This is a genomic window from Chloroflexota bacterium (genome assembly GCA_035652535.1).
Lineage (GTDB): Bacteria > Chloroflexota > UBA6077 > UBA6077 > SHYK01 > DASRDP01.
In genome coordinates, this window is the sequence record DASRDP010000085.1 from 1 (window position 1) to 17,142 (window position 17,142).

General features: G+C 66.1%; 15 protein-coding genes. 9 read left to right on the forward strand and 6 right to left on the reverse strand.

Annotated elements, in window-relative coordinates; all coding sequences use genetic code 11:
* The 5 genes from VFC51_09770 to VFC51_09790 all read left to right on the forward strand — a co-directional run.
* On the forward strand, positions 1–944 hold a 944-nt coding region (locus VFC51_09770; protein HZT07306.1), incomplete at its 5' end, for a branched-chain amino acid ABC transporter permease.
* A gap of 58 nt (positions 945–1,002) precedes the next feature.
* Positions 1,003–1,683: an ABC transporter ATP-binding protein gene (locus VFC51_09775; GenBank protein HZT07307.1), complete on the forward strand. Its 681-nt coding sequence runs from the start codon at positions 1,003–1,005 to the stop codon at positions 1,681–1,683.
* 5 nt (positions 1,684–1,688) lie between these two features.
* Positions 1,689–2,390, forward strand: a complete 702-nt coding sequence (locus VFC51_09780) for an ABC transporter ATP-binding protein (protein HZT07308.1) — start codon at positions 1,689–1,691, stop codon at positions 2,388–2,390.
* A gap of 70 nt (positions 2,391–2,460) precedes the next feature.
* Positions 2,461–4,173, forward strand: a complete 1,713-nt coding sequence (locus VFC51_09785) for an ABC transporter substrate-binding protein (GenBank protein ID HZT07309.1) — start codon at positions 2,461–2,463, stop codon at positions 4,171–4,173.
* Positions 4,174–4,200: 27 nt separating this feature from the next.
* Complete coding sequence (locus VFC51_09790) at positions 4,201–5,481, forward strand: Rieske 2Fe-2S domain-containing protein (GenBank protein ID HZT07310.1); 1,281 nt, start codon at positions 4,201–4,203, stop codon at positions 5,479–5,481.
* A 9-nt stretch (positions 5,482–5,490) separates the two neighbouring features.
* Here the strand turns inward: VFC51_09790 and VFC51_09795 are convergent, their stop codons facing one another.
* Complete coding sequence (locus VFC51_09795) at positions 5,491–6,945, reverse strand: UbiD family decarboxylase (protein ID HZT07311.1); 1,455 nt, start codon at positions 6,943–6,945, stop codon at positions 5,491–5,493.
* A 26-nt stretch (positions 6,946–6,971) separates the two neighbouring features.
* Complete coding sequence (locus VFC51_09800) at positions 6,972–8,165, reverse strand: Gfo/Idh/MocA family oxidoreductase (GenBank protein HZT07312.1); 1,194 nt, start codon at positions 8,163–8,165, stop codon at positions 6,972–6,974.
* Positions 8,166–8,305: 140 nt separating this feature from the next.
* On the opposite strand from VFC51_09800, the gene VFC51_09805 reads away from it, so the two are divergent.
* Together VFC51_09805 and VFC51_09810 are read left to right on the forward strand one after the other, a co-directional pair.
* Positions 8,306–8,548: a type II toxin-antitoxin system prevent-host-death family antitoxin gene (locus VFC51_09805; GenBank protein ID HZT07313.1), complete on the forward strand. Its 243-nt coding sequence runs from the start codon at positions 8,306–8,308 to the stop codon at positions 8,546–8,548.
* Between the two features lie 141 nt (positions 8,549–8,689).
* Positions 8,690–9,079, forward strand: a complete 390-nt coding sequence (locus tag VFC51_09810; protein ID HZT07314.1) for a hypothetical protein — start codon at positions 8,690–8,692, stop codon at positions 9,077–9,079.
* A gap of 37 nt (positions 9,080–9,116) precedes the next feature.
* On the opposite strand, the gene VFC51_09815 is transcribed toward VFC51_09810, so the two are convergent.
* Positions 9,117–9,560 (reverse strand): MarR family transcriptional regulator, encoded by a 444-nt coding sequence (locus VFC51_09815; protein ID HZT07315.1) that lies wholly within the window; start codon positions 9,558–9,560, stop codon positions 9,117–9,119.
* A gap of 147 nt (positions 9,561–9,707) precedes the next feature.
* Here VFC51_09815 and lon point away from each other — a divergent pair, with 147 nt between their 5' ends.
* Positions 9,708–12,005, forward strand: coding sequence for an endopeptidase La (lon, locus tag VFC51_09820; protein ID HZT07316.1), 2,298 nt, complete (start codon positions 9,708–9,710; stop codon positions 12,003–12,005).
* A gap of 66 nt (positions 12,006–12,071) precedes the next feature.
* Here the strand turns inward: lon and VFC51_09825 are convergent, their stop codons facing one another.
* The gene (locus VFC51_09825; protein HZT07317.1) at positions 12,072–14,078 is read right to left on the reverse strand and encodes a peptidoglycan binding domain-containing protein; all 2,007 of its coding nucleotides are present in this window, start codon (positions 14,076–14,078) and stop codon (positions 12,072–12,074) included.
* 377 nt (positions 14,079–14,455) lie between these two features.
* On the opposite strand from VFC51_09825, the gene VFC51_09830 reads away from it, so the two are divergent.
* On the forward strand, positions 14,456–15,472 hold the full coding sequence (locus VFC51_09830) for a VOC family protein (GenBank protein ID HZT07318.1): 1,017 nt from the start codon (positions 14,456–14,458) through the stop codon (positions 15,470–15,472).
* A gap of 72 nt (positions 15,473–15,544) precedes the next feature.
* Here the strand turns inward: VFC51_09830 and VFC51_09835 are convergent, their stop codons facing one another.
* Together VFC51_09835 and VFC51_09840 are read right to left on the reverse strand one after the other, a co-directional pair.
* Positions 15,545–16,126 carry an isochorismatase family cysteine hydrolase gene (locus VFC51_09835; GenBank protein HZT07319.1) on the reverse strand — a complete coding sequence of 194 codons (582 nt, stop codon included), beginning with the start codon at positions 16,124–16,126 and terminating at the stop codon, positions 15,545–15,547.
* Between the two features lie 14 nt (positions 16,127–16,140).
* The gene (locus VFC51_09840) at positions 16,141–17,016 is read right to left on the reverse strand and encodes a universal stress protein (GenBank protein ID HZT07320.1); all 876 of its coding nucleotides are present in this window, start codon (positions 17,014–17,016) and stop codon (positions 16,141–16,143) included.
* Positions 17,017–17,142 lie beyond the last annotated feature (126 nt).

Sequence of the window (17,142 nt, forward strand, 5' to 3'; positions counted from 1 at the left end):
TGCCGAGGGCTCGATCGATCGCGCTCTCTGCGGTCGCAGTCGTCGTGGCCGTGGCCTTCGCCTACCTCAGCAACGCCTTCCTCCTGCGGTTGGGGACGCTTGTCCTCATGTACGCGGCCCTCGGCCAGGCGTGGAACTTCATCGGCGGATACACGGGCTATCCCGCCTTCGGGAACACCGTGTTCTTTGGGATCGGCGCGTATGCGACAGCCGTCGTCATGCTCCATGGCGGCCCGTTCGTGGCTGGGCTCGCCGCTGCGACGCTCGCGGCGAGCGCGTGCGCGGTTCTCCTGGGACTCGTCGTTCTGCGGCTCCAGGGCCACTACTTCGCGATCGTGACGTTGGGGATCGGGGAAGTGGCACGGGAGTTGGTGACGAACAGCGACGCACTGGGGGCGGCAACAGGCCTCGTTTTGCCCATCGCAAACGATCTCAAACTCTTCTACTTGCTGATGCTGGCGTGCGTTATCGGGATTGCGGCCACGACGTATGCGATGGAGCGGGCCCGCCTTGGTTACGCTCTGATCGCCATCCGCGAGAACGAGGGCGCGGCCGGATCCCTCGGCATCGACACCCAGCGGTACAAAATCACGGCGTTCGCGCTGAGCGCGGCGTTTTCCGGCGTCGTCGGCGGCGTTTACAGCTACTGGGCCACGTTCATCGATCCCTCGATCGTATTCACGCCGGCCATCTCCGTCCAGGCGATCTTGGTGGCCCTGCTGGGTGGCCCCGGAACGGTCGTCGGGCCGATCCTCGGCTCGCTGGTGCTCGAATCGGCCGCCAATTTGATCTGGGGGAATCTCCTGAGCTGGCACGATGCGTTTCTCGGAGCCATGATCGTCGTCGCCGTGATGCTGCTGCCAAGGGGGATGACGGGGCTTTACCCGTTCCATCGTGTCAGTCTTGCGAGCGCGTGGGACTATGTGCGCGGCAACGCGGTCTGAAAGTGGCCTGATACTCGAGGCGCGCGACGTCGTTCGCAGCTTCGGGGGGCTCAGGGCCGTGGACGGCCTGAGCTTCCGAATAGACGCCGGTGAGCTCGTTGGGCTCATTGGTCCGAACGGGTCGGGCAAAACGACGCTCGCGAATCTCATCTGCGGCGCCCTTCCCTTGACCTCCGGCGACATCATCTTCCGCGGCAAGTCCATCAGGGGACTCAAAGATCACCAGGTGGCGCGTCTGGGAATCGCTCGGACCTTCCAGGTGACGCGTCCGTTCACACGCTTGACGGTTCAGGCCAATGTGGCAGTGGGAGCGATGTTCTCCGGCCCGTATCTCGGGCGGGATGAAGCGTTTGCGCGGGCCGATGAAACGCTTGCTCGGGTTGGGCTCGCAGGAAAGGCGCGGCATTCCGGCGCCCAGCTCACGGTTGCCGATCGAAAGCGGTTGGAGTTGGCGCGCGCCCTCGTCCAGAATCCCACCCTTCTCATCCTGGACGAGGCCATGGCCGGATTGAACCTGCACGAGATCGACGTGGTCATCGATCTCGTCCGCGAGATCAACCGTCAAGGCGTGACCATCATCGTGGTGGAGCACGTGATGAAGGTCATCATGGTCCTCTGCCAACGCGTGATCGTCCTGCACCACGGCCGGAAGCTGGCCGAGGGCTCGCCCGCCGAGATCGCCGCCGACGATGGCGTGATTCGGGAATACCTCGGCGCGCGGTACCTGCGGAGTCAGTGAGCGCGATGCTTGCGCTTCGAAGACTGAACGTCGCCTACGGCCAGACGCAGGTGCTCTGGGACGTGGATCTTCGCGTCGATGAAGGGGAGATCGTCGCGCTCATCGGTTCCAACGGCGCCGGGAAGTCGACTCTGCTGAACGCCATCTCGGGACTGGCCAGCGTGCTCGCCGGATCCGTTGAGTTCGAGGGGCGCTCCCTGGTCGGCATGCGCCCGGAGCAGACGGTTCGGGCGGGCATCGCGCACGTGCCCCAGGGACGCCGGCTGTTCTCCGCCCTCGCAGTCCGCGACAATTTGCTGCTCGGGGCGTACCGGCGGCACGATCGTGAGATCGGCGCCGACGTCGAGTGGGTCCTGTCGCTCTTTCCATCGCTTCGGTCGCGCCTCACGATCGCCGCGGGCTCGCTCTCGGGCGGCGAGCAGCAGATGGCGGCCATCGGGCGCGCCCTCATGTCCCGCCCGAGACTGCTGATGATCGATGAGATGTCCCTCGGGCTTGCACCCGTGGTGCTGGATTCGCTTCTCCCAGCCCTGAAGGAAGTCAACGGGCGCGGTACAGCGATCCTCCTCGTGGAGCAGGACGTTCGGCTCGCGTTGGAGACGGCGAGCCGGGCCTACGTGCTGGAAAATGGCCGCACCGCGCTGGACGGTCCATCTGATCAGCTGATGGGAGACTCACGTGTCCAGGAGGCGTATCTTGGAATCTAGCGGCGAACACGTGGCATCAGCTCGACACGCTCGCGACCCCTGGTGTCAAACCTCTGTGGGGGTGCCTCGCATGCGCCGGGCGCTGGCCGTATCCATCGTCCCACTCGTCGTGGCCGCGTGTGTCGCCGGCCAGCCTACCGACGCGAGCCGCGCCGTGACCCATCCCTCGATCACCACCGGCCCGAAGAAGATCGTAGCGGCCATGATGAGCGATCCGCCGAGCATCAGCAGCGAAGTGGTGGGGGCGGGTTCGGGCACGATCCAGGGCGGGGACGCTCTGGAGGACCTCGTCAACGCGGGGCTTACCGAGGTGGACGACAAGGGCACGCTTCGGCCGCAGTTATCGGAGGTGGTGCCCACGCTGGACAATGGCCTCTGGCGGCTCCTTCCCGATGGGCGCATGGAGACGACGTGGACGCTCCGCGCTGGCGCCGTGTGGCACGACGGCGTGCCATTCTCCGTAGAGGACTTGTTGTTCACCGTTCGAATCGCTCATGACAAGGACGTGCCGGCGCTCCGGAACGATGCTGTCGACCGGATCGAGCGGGTCGAAGGCCTGGACGATCGCACTGTTCGCGTCACGTGGAGCGAACCGTACATCCAGGCCGACCGGCTTTTCACGCGACGGCTCGTGTTTCCACGGCCGGCCCATATCCTGGCCGGGCCGTACGACCAGAACAAGCTCAGTGTGGTGCAGCTCCCCTATTGGACGGACGAGTACGTGGGAACCGGTCCGTTTCGGCTCCAACAATGGGTGGCGGGAGCCCGCCTGATCCTCGCAGCCAACGATCGATACGTCCTCGGGCGGCCGAAGCTCGATGAGATCGAGGTTCGGTTCATTCCCGACAGCAGCACCCTGGCGGCAAACCTCATGGCCGGCGAGGTCGCCGTTACCCTGGGCCGGAACCTGTCGCTGCAGCAGGCGGGCCAGCTTCGAGACCAATGGAAGGACGGGGTCGTGAAGATCGGCATTAAGAACTGGTTCGCGGCCTGGCCGCAGTTCGTGAATCCCGATCCGGTGGCCTTGCTGGACCTGCGGTTCCGCCGCGCGTTGATTTACGCTCTCGATCGACAGCAGATCGTCGAGACGCTCCAGGAGGGCCTCGTACCCGTCGCCGACACGTTCTTGAGTCCGACCGACCCGGCGTTCCCATCCATCGAGTCGCGGATCGTTCGCTACCCGTACGACCGCGACCGAGCGTCGCAGCTGATGGAGGATCTCGGAGCATCGCCCGGACGCGACGGAACGTGGGTCGACGCAACGGGGCAGCCAATCCGGTTGGAGGTTCGCACCGATGGCGGCGGAGGAGATGACGCCCAGGAGACGACGGCGCTCGTGGTGGCGGACCACTGGAAGCGATTCGGAATCGCCGCCGAGCCGCTCGTCATCTCGCAGCTCCAGCGCCGCGACCGCGAGTACAATTCGACGTTTCCCGGTGTCCGCGTCTGGCGGCTTCCCAACGACGCGTGGACCTTGGACCGGTATGAGAGCAAGAGCGCGCCGCTGCCGGAGAACCATTTCAATGGCGGGAATCGTTCGCGGTACATGAATTCGGAGTTCGATGGGCTCGTCGAGCGGTACATGCGCACGATACCCGAGGGGCCTCGCACCGAGGTGCTGGGTCAGATCATCCACCACATGACGGATCAGCTCACGGTTCTCGGGCTCTACTACAATACTGAACCATTGCTTGTGAACAGGTCGTTGACCGGTGTGACGGCGCGGGATGTCGGCGAAACGACTGAGGCGTGGAACGCGCACGAATGGGACGTGAAGTGGTAGGCGCGCCGAAAGCATGAGGGGGACGGAATGCTAAGCAAGGAAGAAAACGATCTATTGACACGCGTTGGACCCGGCACGCCCGGTGGCGACCTTCTTCGTCGCTACTGGCAGCCGGTCGCGCTCGCCGAGGAGTTGCCTCCCGACGGGCCCCCCATCCCGGTGCGGCTTCTCGGCGAGGATCTCGTGTTGTTCCGTGAGCCCTCGCTCGGCCCAGGCGAGCCCGGACGGCCTGGCCTGCTCGGAATTCACTGTGCGCACAGGGGCGCCGATCTGAGTTACGGCCGCCTCGAGGATGGCGGCTTGCGGTGCATCTACCACGGCTGGCTGTACGACGGGCGCGGACGGTGCCTCGAGCAGCCAGGAGAGCCGGCTGGGTCGACGTTTCACGAGCGCGTGCGTCAACCAGCGTATCCGTGCCAGGAGGTCGGCGGGCTGATCCTGGCGTATCTGGGTCCCGGCGAGCCCCCGCTCGTACCGAATTATGAGTTCCTCACGGCTCCGCAGGAGCAGTGCTACCCCACGAAGCTCTTTCAGGAGTGCAGCTACCTGCAAGGAAATGAGGGCAACATCGACCCGTCCCACCACTCGTTTCTTCACCTGCGCTACGGCGAGGGCGAGGACAGCCAATTTACCTGGTACGCTGGGGACCGCTCACCCACCATCGAGACAGAGGAGACGGCGTACGGTGCGAGGATCTACGCCATCCGCCGGATCGACGAGCACCGCAACTACATCAAAATCACGAACTTCATCCTCCCCAATCTCAGCGCCATCAGCGGCGACGCGGACGGATACGGCGTGAACTGGCACGTGCCGATCGACGACACCCACCACTGGAAATACAACCTGACGTTCCGTCGGTCGCGCGCCATCGACAAAGCAGTCCGCGCCCGCGGACGGACGAGCATGACGGCCGATTATCACCCAATTCGCCACAAGGAGAATCGGTATCAGCAAGACCGAGCTGAGATGCGGGGGATTACGTTTGCGGGTCTCGGGCGGGATTTCCAGGCGCAAGACGCGTGTGTGACCGAGGGCGCGGGCCCTATCCAGGATCGGTCGACCGAGCACCTGGGCTACACCGACAAGGGCATCATCGCGGCCCGAAAGGTGTTGCTCCGAGCGCTGCGCGCTTCGCAGGCGGGTCAGGATCCCGCGCACGTGATTCGTGATCCCGCGGACAACAGCTTCTCAGATCTGTTTGCCCGGAAGGACGTGGTCCCGGTGGAGCTCGGGTGGAGTCGGTACTGGGAGCGCGAGGCGGCCGAGGGCCAGCGGGTGCTCGCCCTCACAACGGGCACCGCGTAGCGCGCGCGCTTATTCGATCACGTGAGCCCACTTGGAGCGGACCTTCTCCCGCAGCTCCGGTGACACACTCACCGCTTTGGGAAATTTGTCGATCCATTCGAAGGGGCGCGTCGCGTCGATGATGGCCCGGGACATCAGCGGCTCGCCGTCCGGCGGAACCGTTGGGTCGAGATGGGTTGACTCCATGCGTCGCAGCACCTGGATGTCTGACGCTGGGTCTGAGCGCGTGCACACTGCCCACATCAGCTCGGCCATGTCGCGAATGTTTACGTCCGCGTCCACAACGATGGCATAGCGAGGTCGATGACCGCCGCCGTTGGCGAGGGCGAGACCCGCCTGCCGCGCATGGCCCGGGTACTGCTGCTCGATGGCGATGACGGTAAGGAGCCCGCCCGTCGAGCTGTAAGAGTAGACATCCTTGACCCCGGGCACCATTCGCTTTAGCCGATCGAGGGCGCCTTCGGAGCGAAGGATGCCGAGAAACGCGTTGGCGCTCGGCTGATGGGGCGGCCTGCCAGGCATGTTGCCCAGCATGATGGGATTGTCACGGTAGTAGACAGCCTGAACGGTGACCGTCGGGATGTCCTTGATCCCGCCGCCGTAGTAGCCGGTCCACTCCCCAAAGGGCCCCTCGGGCCGAATGTCATCCGGCCGGATCTCCCCCACGAGCACCAGCTCGGATCGCGCGGGGATGGGGAGATTCGTGTGCGGATCGACGACCAGGTCCATCGGCTCGCCGCGAAGCCCGCTCACGCAATCGTACTCGCACACGCCCTCGGGGAAACCGTGGGACGCCATGATAAAGAGCAGCGGATCGTGGCCGAGGGAGATGGCCACCGGGCACGGCCTGCCCTGCCTGAAATAGGTGTTCTGGTGAAGCCGTCCCTGATGGGATACGTCCATCATCACCGAGACGTGCGTGGGATCCTGGTACATGACCCGGTAGGTTCCGACGTTGACCCAGTCAGAGTTCGGATCTTTGGTCGCCACGGCGACCGCCGTCCCGACGTATGGGCCTCCGTCATCCTCGTGCCAGAATGGGCGGGGAAAGCGGGTCAGGTCGACGTCGCTGCCCTCCTGGACATTTTCGAAAATGGGGCCATCGGACACAATCCGCGAGCGCAGCGGCTTCATCCCGCTCCACTTCGGCGGGCCGAGCTTGGTGTACTCGGCGCGGGTAAGGCCGACTGGGAGACCGACAGCAAGCGCGACGCGGTTCAACGAGTGCAGGGGGTTCATGAGCAGGCGGAAGCCGGGCTCCAAGCCGACGATGTGGTCGCATAAGACCGTAGGGATGAGCTTGCTCTCCCGGCTCAGCGCGCTGATGGCGCCGATCTCGAGCTGCTGGTCCGCACCGTCAGCCCTGCGAAGCTCGCCCAGCGCGTCGGCAGCCTCGATGAAGCCGCGCAGATCGTCGTAGCGCACAACGGTTCCCGTCTCGACCGATTGTTCAGTCCGTGCCATGTCGTGTCCTTTCTCCTGCAGCGACCCTATTCGGGACTGGGTATCTGGTGCGACATCCGAATCTCGCGTCGTTCGCGCGCTGACTCCATGATGGCGAGCACGACCTCGAGCGTCGCCTCACCCCAGCGGCCGCCGTGATACACGGGCTGTCCCATCGCGACGGCTTGATACAGCTCGTCGATCTCGGCCTGGCGAGCGTTGCGCCCGGGCGGCAGGGGGATCTCGCGCTTAGCGTCGTCGGCGTACACAAAGAGGCCCTCGGGTGACTGGCGGACGTCGCCATGGGCGCAGCTCACGATGGTGAGGCCAAAGGTTCGCTGGCCGTGGTCGCGTTCGCCCGACTCACCGTGGGCCTGACGCGCCCACTCACCGGAGCCGCCATAGCGCCGGGACTCCTTCAGGGCGGTCTCGTCCGCCGCCGACCGGATGGCCGCGCGGGCGCGCAGATTGGTGTCGGGATGGCGGCGCTGGCCGCCTTCACCGATCCACGCGGTGAACTCGCACGTGTCAAAGTGGGCATAGCCATTGTAGACGAGGGTCGCCGGCGTGCCGTCCTCGAATTCGACGTACGCCGCCCACGCGCCCTCCGCCCGCCGGGACGCGTCCCAGACGCCGGTCATCGCGCGCACGCTTCGCACCATCCCGCCGCCGATGAGGCGGACGATATCGACCTGGTGGGGCCCCTGGTTGTACACGACGTTGCCGCCCTGAGCGGGATCGAGCTCCTGCGGCATGCGCGGTCGGAACATGAACTCGTTGTAGTTCCAGGTGTTGATCATCCCGAGCTTGCCCAGCTCACCGCCCACGACGATCTCGCGCATCTTTCGGATCGGCACGTCGAAGGCTTTGCTGTGGCCGCAGAGAAGCAGAACGCCGTTCTTCTCCGCTGCGGCGTTCATGCGCTCGCACTCGTCGAGGGTCAACGCCATCGGCTTCTCGACGATCACGTGCTTCCCGTGCTCGGCCGCCGAGATGACGTTCTCGCAGTGGAAACGGTTCGGCGTGCAGACGTAGACGGCATCGACGTCCCCGCTGGCGCACATCGCCTCGACGGACGCGAAGGTCTTGGCACCGTACTCCGCGCGAAATTGCGCCAGCGCGTTCTCCCGGACGTCGGCGCCAGCGGCGAGCTCCACGTTCGTATGCTCGACGACCGCCGGAATGATGGCGTTGCTGGCAACGCCCAGGCCGGCGATGCCGAGCCGCAGCTCCTTCGCCATGCGTCCTCCAACTATTTCCCGTGGGGGTCAGTCCCGCTTCGAGCAGATCGGTCCAAGAAGCGCGATCTGCCGGATCGAGGGAATTCTAACGGGGGGGCGGAGAAATATCGTCTTATCTCGTCCGTCCAGATGGAGACGTGATGATCTGGCAGATTCAGGAAGCCAAGCAGCGATCCAGAAACGTGGTCGAGCGCGCGCTGCACGAAGGCCCGCAAACGGTCACGCGTCGGGGCGAGCCCGTCGTGGTGGTCGTTCCGAGGGACGACTTCCGACATTTGCGCGGTGAGGTACCGGATTTTCGCGACTGTCTGCTCTCCGCGCCGGACATCGTGGCGCTCGACATCAAACGCGAAGCGAGCCGCGTGGGCCGCGTCGAGCTGTGAGGTTCCTGCTCGACACGAGCGTCATCTCCGAGGCGCGCATGCCCGCGGGGAACGCCCGCTCCGGAAACTGGCGATCTTCCCGTTGACTCTCTTGCGGTTCGGCCCGTACGCTTGCGGATGCTCTGGAATTGGAGGTGCCGAATGGAGCGAGCAGGCGCGCCACGGCGCATTCGTGACCCAGGGGGCACGCCCGGCGGTCTCGGCTCGTTCCTCCTTGGCCTCGTGCTCACCGCGGGGGGAGCGTACCTGATCCTCAATCAAGTCCAGGTCTACGGCGGGTACTGGCGTTGGTTCGGGCCCAACACCTTCGGACTGACGCTCATTCCCGTTGTGCTGGGGGTCGGATTGCTCTTCTTCGACGGGAAGTCACTACCGGGCTGGATTCTTTCGATCGTCGGCGTCGTCGTGATCTTTGCGGGCGTGCTCTCCAGCATGGAGATCTACTTTCGGCAGACGAGTCTGTACAACGTGCTCGTCATGCTGGTGCTGTTCGTGGGCGGCCTGGGACTCATGGCGCGAGCGGTTCGGTGACGGTCGACGGACGGACCCGCCGGCGGCGCCGCTGACGCTAGCGCGCTTCCAAAACGCGGACGAGGAGATCGTGGAGCATTCGCTGGTCGGCCTCGGGAAGGCAGGACACGCACGGCGGGGCCTCGCGGAGCCGTCGCGCGAGCGTCGACCGGATCTGCTCGCCTTTCGCCGTTAGCGCGAGCCCTTTGACACGGCGGTCGCGGCCGTCGGGTCGACGCTCGACGAGGCCGCGAGCCTCGAGTCGGTCCACCAGTCCGGTGATGTTCGAGGGATGACATTGCAGGCGGGCGGCAAGCTCTCGCATGGAGATGGGCCGCTCGTCTTCCAGCTCGCTCAATGCGATGGCCTGACTCGTCGCCAGCTCCAGCTCGGCAGCCGCGGCATCCACATGCTGGTGCACGCGCTCGAACGTGAGGCGCAGCAGCAAGGACCAGACACGATCCGCGAGGTTGTCAGCCGGACCCGGTCGATCCTGGTGCATGATCCCTATGATAGTCCATGCCATTGATCGTTGACAAAACGCGGATAGTTGAGTACAACAACTATCAGCGTGCTCACGCAACTGGAGCTTGAGTTGACCGAACAGAAACTTCTTCTTCCGCTCGTGGCCCTCACCGACCGTGTGGTCATGCCTCACATGGCGGTCCCCATCGCCATCGAGTCTGATGAGGCGCGCGCGGCGATCGCGGCAGCGCGAGAGACGAGCGGCCTGGTGATTCTGGTGCCGAGGATCGACGGGCGCTATGCCCGAGTCGGCACCGTCGCGCACATCGATGAGTCCGGGCGCCTGCCGGACGGCCGCGCAGCGTCGATTCTGCGCGGCCTCCACCGCGGCGTGCTCAATAGCGCGGCGGAGGAGCGCGCCGGGGCGTTGTGGGTGACCGTGGAGCCGGCGCCGGACCCGCCGCTCGACCAGCTGCCCGGCCGCGCGCGGGAGCTGGCCAAGGAGTATCGCGCCATCGTGGAGAGCCTCCTCGAGCTGCGCGATGCGACCGCGATCGCCCATTCGCTGCGGGGTGTCGAGCACCCGGGACAGCTCGCCGACCTTTCGGGCTATTCACCCGACTTGAAGCTCCGCCAGCAGCTCGAGATCCTCGAGGAGCGCAACGTCGTAACGCGCCTCGAGAAGCTGATCTCCTGGAGCCGCGAGATCCTCGCGGAGCAATCTCTGAAGGACAAGATTCGAAGCGAAGTGGACGAGGGGCTCGAAAAGCGCCAGCGAGAGTTCTATCTTCGCCAGCAGCTCGAGGCCATCAAGCGTGAGCTGGGTGAGGACGAGGACGACGCCGCGTCGGAGTACCGCCGGCGCATCGCCGACACGCCGTTTCCCGACGACGTGCGGAAGGAAGTCGAGCGCGAGCTGAAGCGCCTCGAGCGCACCAGCGAGCAAAATCCCGAGCAGGGATGGATCCGCAACTACCTGGACTGGATGCTGGATCTGCCGTGGGGTAAGAGCTCGGAAGATCAGTTCGACATCGCGGAAGCTCGGCGGATCCTCGATGCGGATCACACCGGGCTCGAAGACGTAAAGGACCGCATCATCGAGTACCTGGCGGTAAAGAAGCGCCGCGCGAGCCGACAGCTCCTGCCCGTGGGCGGGCGCGGCTCCGGCGCGATCATCACCCTCGTAGGGCCGCCGGGAGTCGGCAAGACCTCGCTCGGCGAGTCCATCGCCCGGGCGCTCGGTCGGAAATTTGCCCGCGTCTCCCTCGGTGGAATTCATGACGAGGCGGAGATCCGCGGCCACCGCCGCACATACGTGGGCGCGATGCCGGGGCGCATCGTCCGGGCATTGAAGGAAGCGGGCACGATGAACCCCGTGATCATGTTGGACGAGGTGGACAAGGTCGGCGCCGACTGGCGCGGCGATCCGTCGTCAGCGCTGCTCGAGGTGCTCGATCCCGCCCAGAACCACACGTTCCGGGATCACTACCTGGAAGTCGATCTCGACCTCTCAGACGTGCTGTTCATTCCGACCGCGAACGTGGTCGATACGATTCCCGGTCCGCTGCTGGACCGGATGGAGATCGTTCAGCTCGACGGCTACACCGTCCAGGAGAAGCTCGCCATCGCGCGGGACCATCTCGTGCGGCGCCAGCTCGCGCGCAACGGGCTGGATGCCGGGGAGGTCGGCATCACCGATTCGGGGCTGCTCGCCATCATCGAGGGCCACACTCGGGAATCGGGCGTCCGGAACCTCGAGCGGCAGATCGGCAAGCTCCTGCGCAAAGCGGCGACGAAGATCGACGCCGGCGAGCTTTCGACCCCGGCGGAGATCGGCGACGCAGACGTGTCGACCTACCTCGGGCGGCCGCGATTCACGCCGGAGGTGGCCGAGCGCACGGATACGCCCGGTGTGGCAACCGGGCTCGCCGTCACGGGGACGGGCGGCGAGGTGCTGTTCATCGAGGCGACCCACATGCCTGGCGACCGGGGTCTGACCTTGACCGGGCAGCTCGGAGACGTGATGAAAGAGTCGGCACAGATCGCTCTTTCCTACGTGCGGTCGCACGCGTCGGCGCTGGGTGTCGATGGCTCAGCCTTCGACCGTCACTTCCACGTGCACGTCCCAGCCGGAGCGGTTCCGAAGGACGGTCCCTCGGCGGGGATCACCATGGTGACGGCGCTGGCGAGCCTGGTGACCGGTCGCCCCGTCCGGAGCGAGGTGGGGATGACCGGCGAGGTGACGCTCCAAGGGAAGGTGCTGCCCATCGGAGGCGTCAAGCAGAAGCTCTTGGCCGCGCACCGCGCCGGGCTGAAGGAGGTCTTGCTCCCCAAGCGGAACGAGGCAGACCTCGACGACGTCCCGGAGACGGTGCGGCAGCAGATCCAGGTCCATCTCGTGAGCGACGTCGGCGAGGTCCTTGGGCTTGCGCTCCGACAGGTGGATGACGGCCTTGCCGAAGCGGTCGCGGGCGCCGCGTAGCGTTGGATCTGCGGGATTTGCCAGCGGCCGACCTCTCCGGCCTTCCCTTCGCTCAGCGATTCGGGTCTACCGACCAGACGTCGGGCTAGCAGACGCGATGCTCGCGCTGACCCCGTTGGATGCCGCCGGCGTCGGCGGGGGCTGCGTGGGCGCCGGGGGCGTGGTCGCGGTCGCCTGAGCGGCGACGGGTGGGGACGCCGGTGGCGCACCGGGAACGGCCGTGACCGGCGTCGCGGCCGACGGAGCGGCGGGCTGCTCCCGCGGCTTGTCCGTTCCCTGCCCGGCCGGCCGGTTCTCGACGTCGCTGGGCGCCGTCGTTGGTGTCGTCGGCAGGTCGGCGGGCTTCCCCGCCGTTCCGACGAGGGTCAGCATCGGGACGGGCACGTATTTGCTGTGCAGCGAGAGGACCCGTGGCTCGCCACCCGAATCCAGTGTTACGCGGCGGGTCACCGTGACATCAAAGCCGTCATGCGCTGACTGAACCAGGAGACTCCGGCCCCACGGCATGGTCGGATCCTCTTCCGTCTTCGGCGTTTGGTCCGCTGGCACGCGGTTCGTTATGACTGGCTCGGCGACGTCAACCTTCCACGCCGGTTTCTTGCCATAGAGGCTGAAGTAGATGTGGGAATCGTCGGTCGCGGACTGGATGAGAACGTAGTCGTTCGTCGGGTTCGACCATTTGAAGTCGAGTTTCGCGTCCTCGTCGACGGTCACGTCCAACCCCACCACGCCGCGCGAGGTATAGGCTGGGATCCAGTAGAGGTGCCAATACCGCTCTTCCAGCGGATAGCCGGCCCAAAAGACCGGCTGAAACAGCGTTGTCGCCACCTGGCAGATGCCTCCGCCCACGCTCGGCACCGTGTGGGCGCCCTCTTTTCCCGTGGTGATCCCGAACCCCCATCGGAAGCCCGCCTCGAGGGTTGTGGGGCCAACTTCTTTGTTGAAGGAGAACGTCGCCCCCGGCGGCACGACCACGCCGTTCAATCGTTCCGCGGCCAGCTTGATGTTCCACACCTTCTCTGGCACCGAACCGGCGAAGGATGTGCTGCCGGTATCGATTCGTTCCACGATGCCGAGGGATGCGGGGTCATCCGATGAGACGGTCGGGGCGACGGCCGCGACCGGGATCTCCACGACCCGCTCGCCAGACGCGAGCTTCGCCTTGATCAGCGCGGCGGTCGCGGGCTGGTCTAGCGTGCGTCCCTCGCGGCTGGGTCGCAGGACCGTCAGGTTTCCTCCATTGAAGGCAAAGCGGGCGTTCTGGACCTCCTGGTCCACGTCCTTCGCCACGCGCTGCACCAGCGCCTCGAGGCGCGCGTCGTCGATCGTCACGGTTATGGGATCGGTCGGCTGCGGCCCGCCCTGCAACGAGACCAGCCCGGCGATGTCGGCGCGCGAGAGTGGCCACGATTCCGATCCCCTCGTGAGGGTCAGTGGCGGTGCTTCGCCCAGCATGCGGTCGAGCTGCTCGACGGCGGGCTGAACCGTGCGATCCGGCACCGTGGGCGGAGTTTCGGTAACCACAAGCTCGACGGCAGAGACCGCCGATGCAAGCGCTCGTTTGATGCGCTCGCCGGATGCAGCGCTGTCGAGCGTGAGCCCGGTCTCCGCGGGCTGGTGGTCGACGGTTCCGTCGGGCGAGAGCGTGACGTGGGCATCTCGCGGAGCCCGATCGATCTCGCCTGCGATGGTCGCGAGGGCGGCGTCGAGTCGGCGTTGGTCGATGGCGTTATCGATGGAGACGGTCAGGCCCCCTGCGAACGACCGTACCTCGTCGAACAGCCGCGTGAAGACCGTGCCTTCCCGTCCGACGCGATAGGCCGCGTCTGCCAAGTCGGCGGGATTTGCACGCAGGCCAAGCTCCTGCGCCGTGAGAGTCCATGCGCGGGATTGGTACCGGATCTGGACCGGGCGGGCCAGATAGGCGTCGACGTTGGGCGCGAGCTGTGCGGTGGCCTGAGGTCGGTCGAGCCACCCCACGGGACTGCCAACGACGGTGACGCCCGGGAGGATCTTGTCGCGACTGATGATCTGGAAGCCGGCAATGGCGAAGAGGCTGACGACGAGCGCCACGATGCCCCACGGCGGGAGGGCGAGCTGACGGGCAGCGGCGGGGCGATTATTTCGCGATGTCCGCTCGGCCGTCGCGCCGGATTGCTCGAAGAATGCTGGACCCGTGGCAACCGCGCGCCGCCGCGCGGGCTGCCTGTCACGGCTGCCGGGAAACGTCACTGGTCACCGGGTGTGCGCATCATGCCAGCTTGATGATACTCGTCAGAACGCGCGCGCCGAGCATGGGGGGAGCGTCGTTTAAGCGGGGACTGCGAGCTGCCGCGCGCGCCTCGCGCGGCCCCGTCAGTTCGGCGTGGCCGGATCTCCCGAATCGGTCGTCGACGGCATATACTGGAAGATCGGAGCGCGTGGGCGCAGAAAGCAACCGGAGGCGTGCCATGGCAGAAGATCAGCGGCCAGGAACCGTCTATTGGATCGATCATTTCGCGGTACCCAGCAACGATCTCGATCGCTGGATCAGGTTCCAGATCAACGTGCTGGGCGCGACGCTCGATCGCATCAACGGCCTCACCACCGAGGCGCGCAAGCGGAACCAATCCATCGCCGCGTTCTGCAAGACTCCCTACTCAATGGTGGACGCGTTTCTCCAGAGCGATCAGGTGCTGCCCGATTCCGAGCCGGGGTCGGCCTTGCCGCGCTTCGGGTTTTTCATCCGTCCCGAGGACATCGGCGCGCATCTGCGCCGGCTCGATGAGCAGCGCGTGCCCCACACGGACCCGATTCGAACGTCCGCGGAGGGAGATGAGGGAACGGCGATTCGCTTCTGCGATCCAGATGGGAACCAGCTCGAGTTTTGGGCGCCAACCCACCTACCACCCGGCGCAATGGCTGGCGAGACGCCGTGCAAAGTGGGACGGATTAGCCACGCCGTCTATGAGTCTCGTGACATCAACCGGACAGCCGACTTTTTCGACCGCTTCTGCGCGCTCGACCCGATAGCGAACGCTGACCTGGAGAAGGACACCCTCGCCCTGCCGCTTGCTGGCGGCGGGCGGATTGTCTTCCACAGCGTTGAACAGCTGGGATCCTGGACGTTGGCCCGCGCCCGCGGACAGGGACCGCACGCTGCCCTGACGGTGCGTGACGAGGACTATTTCGGGAACTATCGAAGAATGTGGGCGACACTGCCCGAGGGTGAACGGCCGGACCGCGCCGACGCGGTGGACTTCCCGTCACTGCCCGCTCGCACGGTGATGCATGGAAGCGGGGGCGGCCGGCGCTGGTTCCAGATGTTCGGCCGCGGCGACGACTTTTACGATTGGGACGCCAATGCGTTCCACTTCATCGGAAGCGTCGGGCTGGAAGATTCGCCCGCGATGACGTACCAGGCGCACTCGATGGATTGGCACGTCGAGCGCGTGCCGAAGGATGCCAACGGGCGCCCCATCGTGTAGCGGGTGCGCGGTCACTCGCGGCCCTCGGCAGGGGCGGACCGAGCCCCCCATCGCTGGGCTGGGCGTAGCTGCTCAGCGCGATCGTCCGACGCTCGCGACGAAGTCTCCGGACGTCGCAATGTGGAGCATTGGAGTCATGCTGGCTATCGCGCGCGCGTGGTCCTCCTCGGAGGCAGCAGCGCAGCAGTCTTCCAGCACGATAACCCGATAGTCGGCATCCACCGCGTGGCGCGCTGTCGATTCGACGACGAAGTTCGTCGAGACCCCGGTGAGGACGACGGTGTCAATGTCGCGCGCTGAGAGCATCGATTGCAGCTCGCTAGCGAAGAACGCATTGATCCGAGGCTTGCGCACGATCGGCTCGTCGCCGGCTGGCGCCACGGCTTCGAGGATCCGCGTACGCTCCTCGGCTTCGGCTGCGCTCGACGGGGCCCTCGTTCGCGCGGTGAACTTGTTCCGTGGCGAGGTAAAGCTGGCGCGTCGCGCCGCTGCGACGTAGATGATCGGCACGCCGGCGGTGCGCGCCGCGCCAAGGACGGCGCGGAGCGCGGCAACGAGCCGCTCCCTCCGCGCGGCTGGTATGTGCGCCGTGGTGAACTCGTGTACGTCCATACACAGGAGCGCCGTTTTGGCCTCCACGAGCTCCAGATCCATCCTCGTCTCCCTCGTCATTCGGTATCTAGAATGTCCGCCGCCCGCACCAAAAGAGCCGGCTTGCTCACGGCGCGCATGATGTGCGCGGCCACGCTTCCGTGGCGTAGCCGGCTGAAGCCGCCGCGCCCGTGGGTGCACAGGATGATCAGGTCGACCGTCGCCGACGCCTGCTCGACGCTTTCCCGCACGTCTGGCGCCACGTCGACGACGATCTCCACCCGCGCGCCGCTGGAATCGAGGCGGCGGGCGATGCCCTCGAGATACGCGGTGGCGGGGCTGCGATCCTGTTCCTTGCGGACCGAGCGGAAGAGCACCAGCCGCCGTAGCGGCCTTCCCGCCATCTCCTGGACCATGGGAAGCGCGTGCTCCGCGACGGCTGAGCCGTCGAGTAACACCAGGGCGTGCTCGGGCGTCGTGATGATCCCCCTCGATCGTGGCGTGACGAGCACGGGGCTGGCGCCATCGCGCACGAGGCGATCGGCGACGCTCCCGAGGGCCAGGCGCGCCAACCCCGTTCGGCCATGGGACGCGATGACCACCAGGTCGGGTCTCTGCTGACGCTCGCAGTCGAGGAGCGCCTGTTCGATCGGCCCATGGAGGACGAGGCATCGGACGGCCAGGCTGCCCAGCCCAAACGTATCTGCCAGACTCCGCAGCTCCCCCATGATGTGCGCGTCGTCGCTCTGACTGAAGTGATCATAGGCGTCAGCGTTGACCTCTCCACCGGCGGACGCCAGAGAGCCCGCGACCGGCTCGGCCACCCGCGCCAGGATGATCTCGGCCGATTGAGCCAGGGCGATGCGCTTGGCCAGGTCGACCGCCCGATCGCTGTCAGCCGATCCGTCACTGGGTACCAGGAGCCGCCGCACCACGCCCCCGCGTTTCGCCATTCGTCGTTGTCGCGCGCAGGGTAAGGCTTCGCGGCGGCACTTGTCCACCGGCCACGCCCGGAGCCGAAGCGAGGCGGCGCGCCGATGCCTTCCGTCGTGGAAGCTGGGAATCGTTGGTGGTGGCGG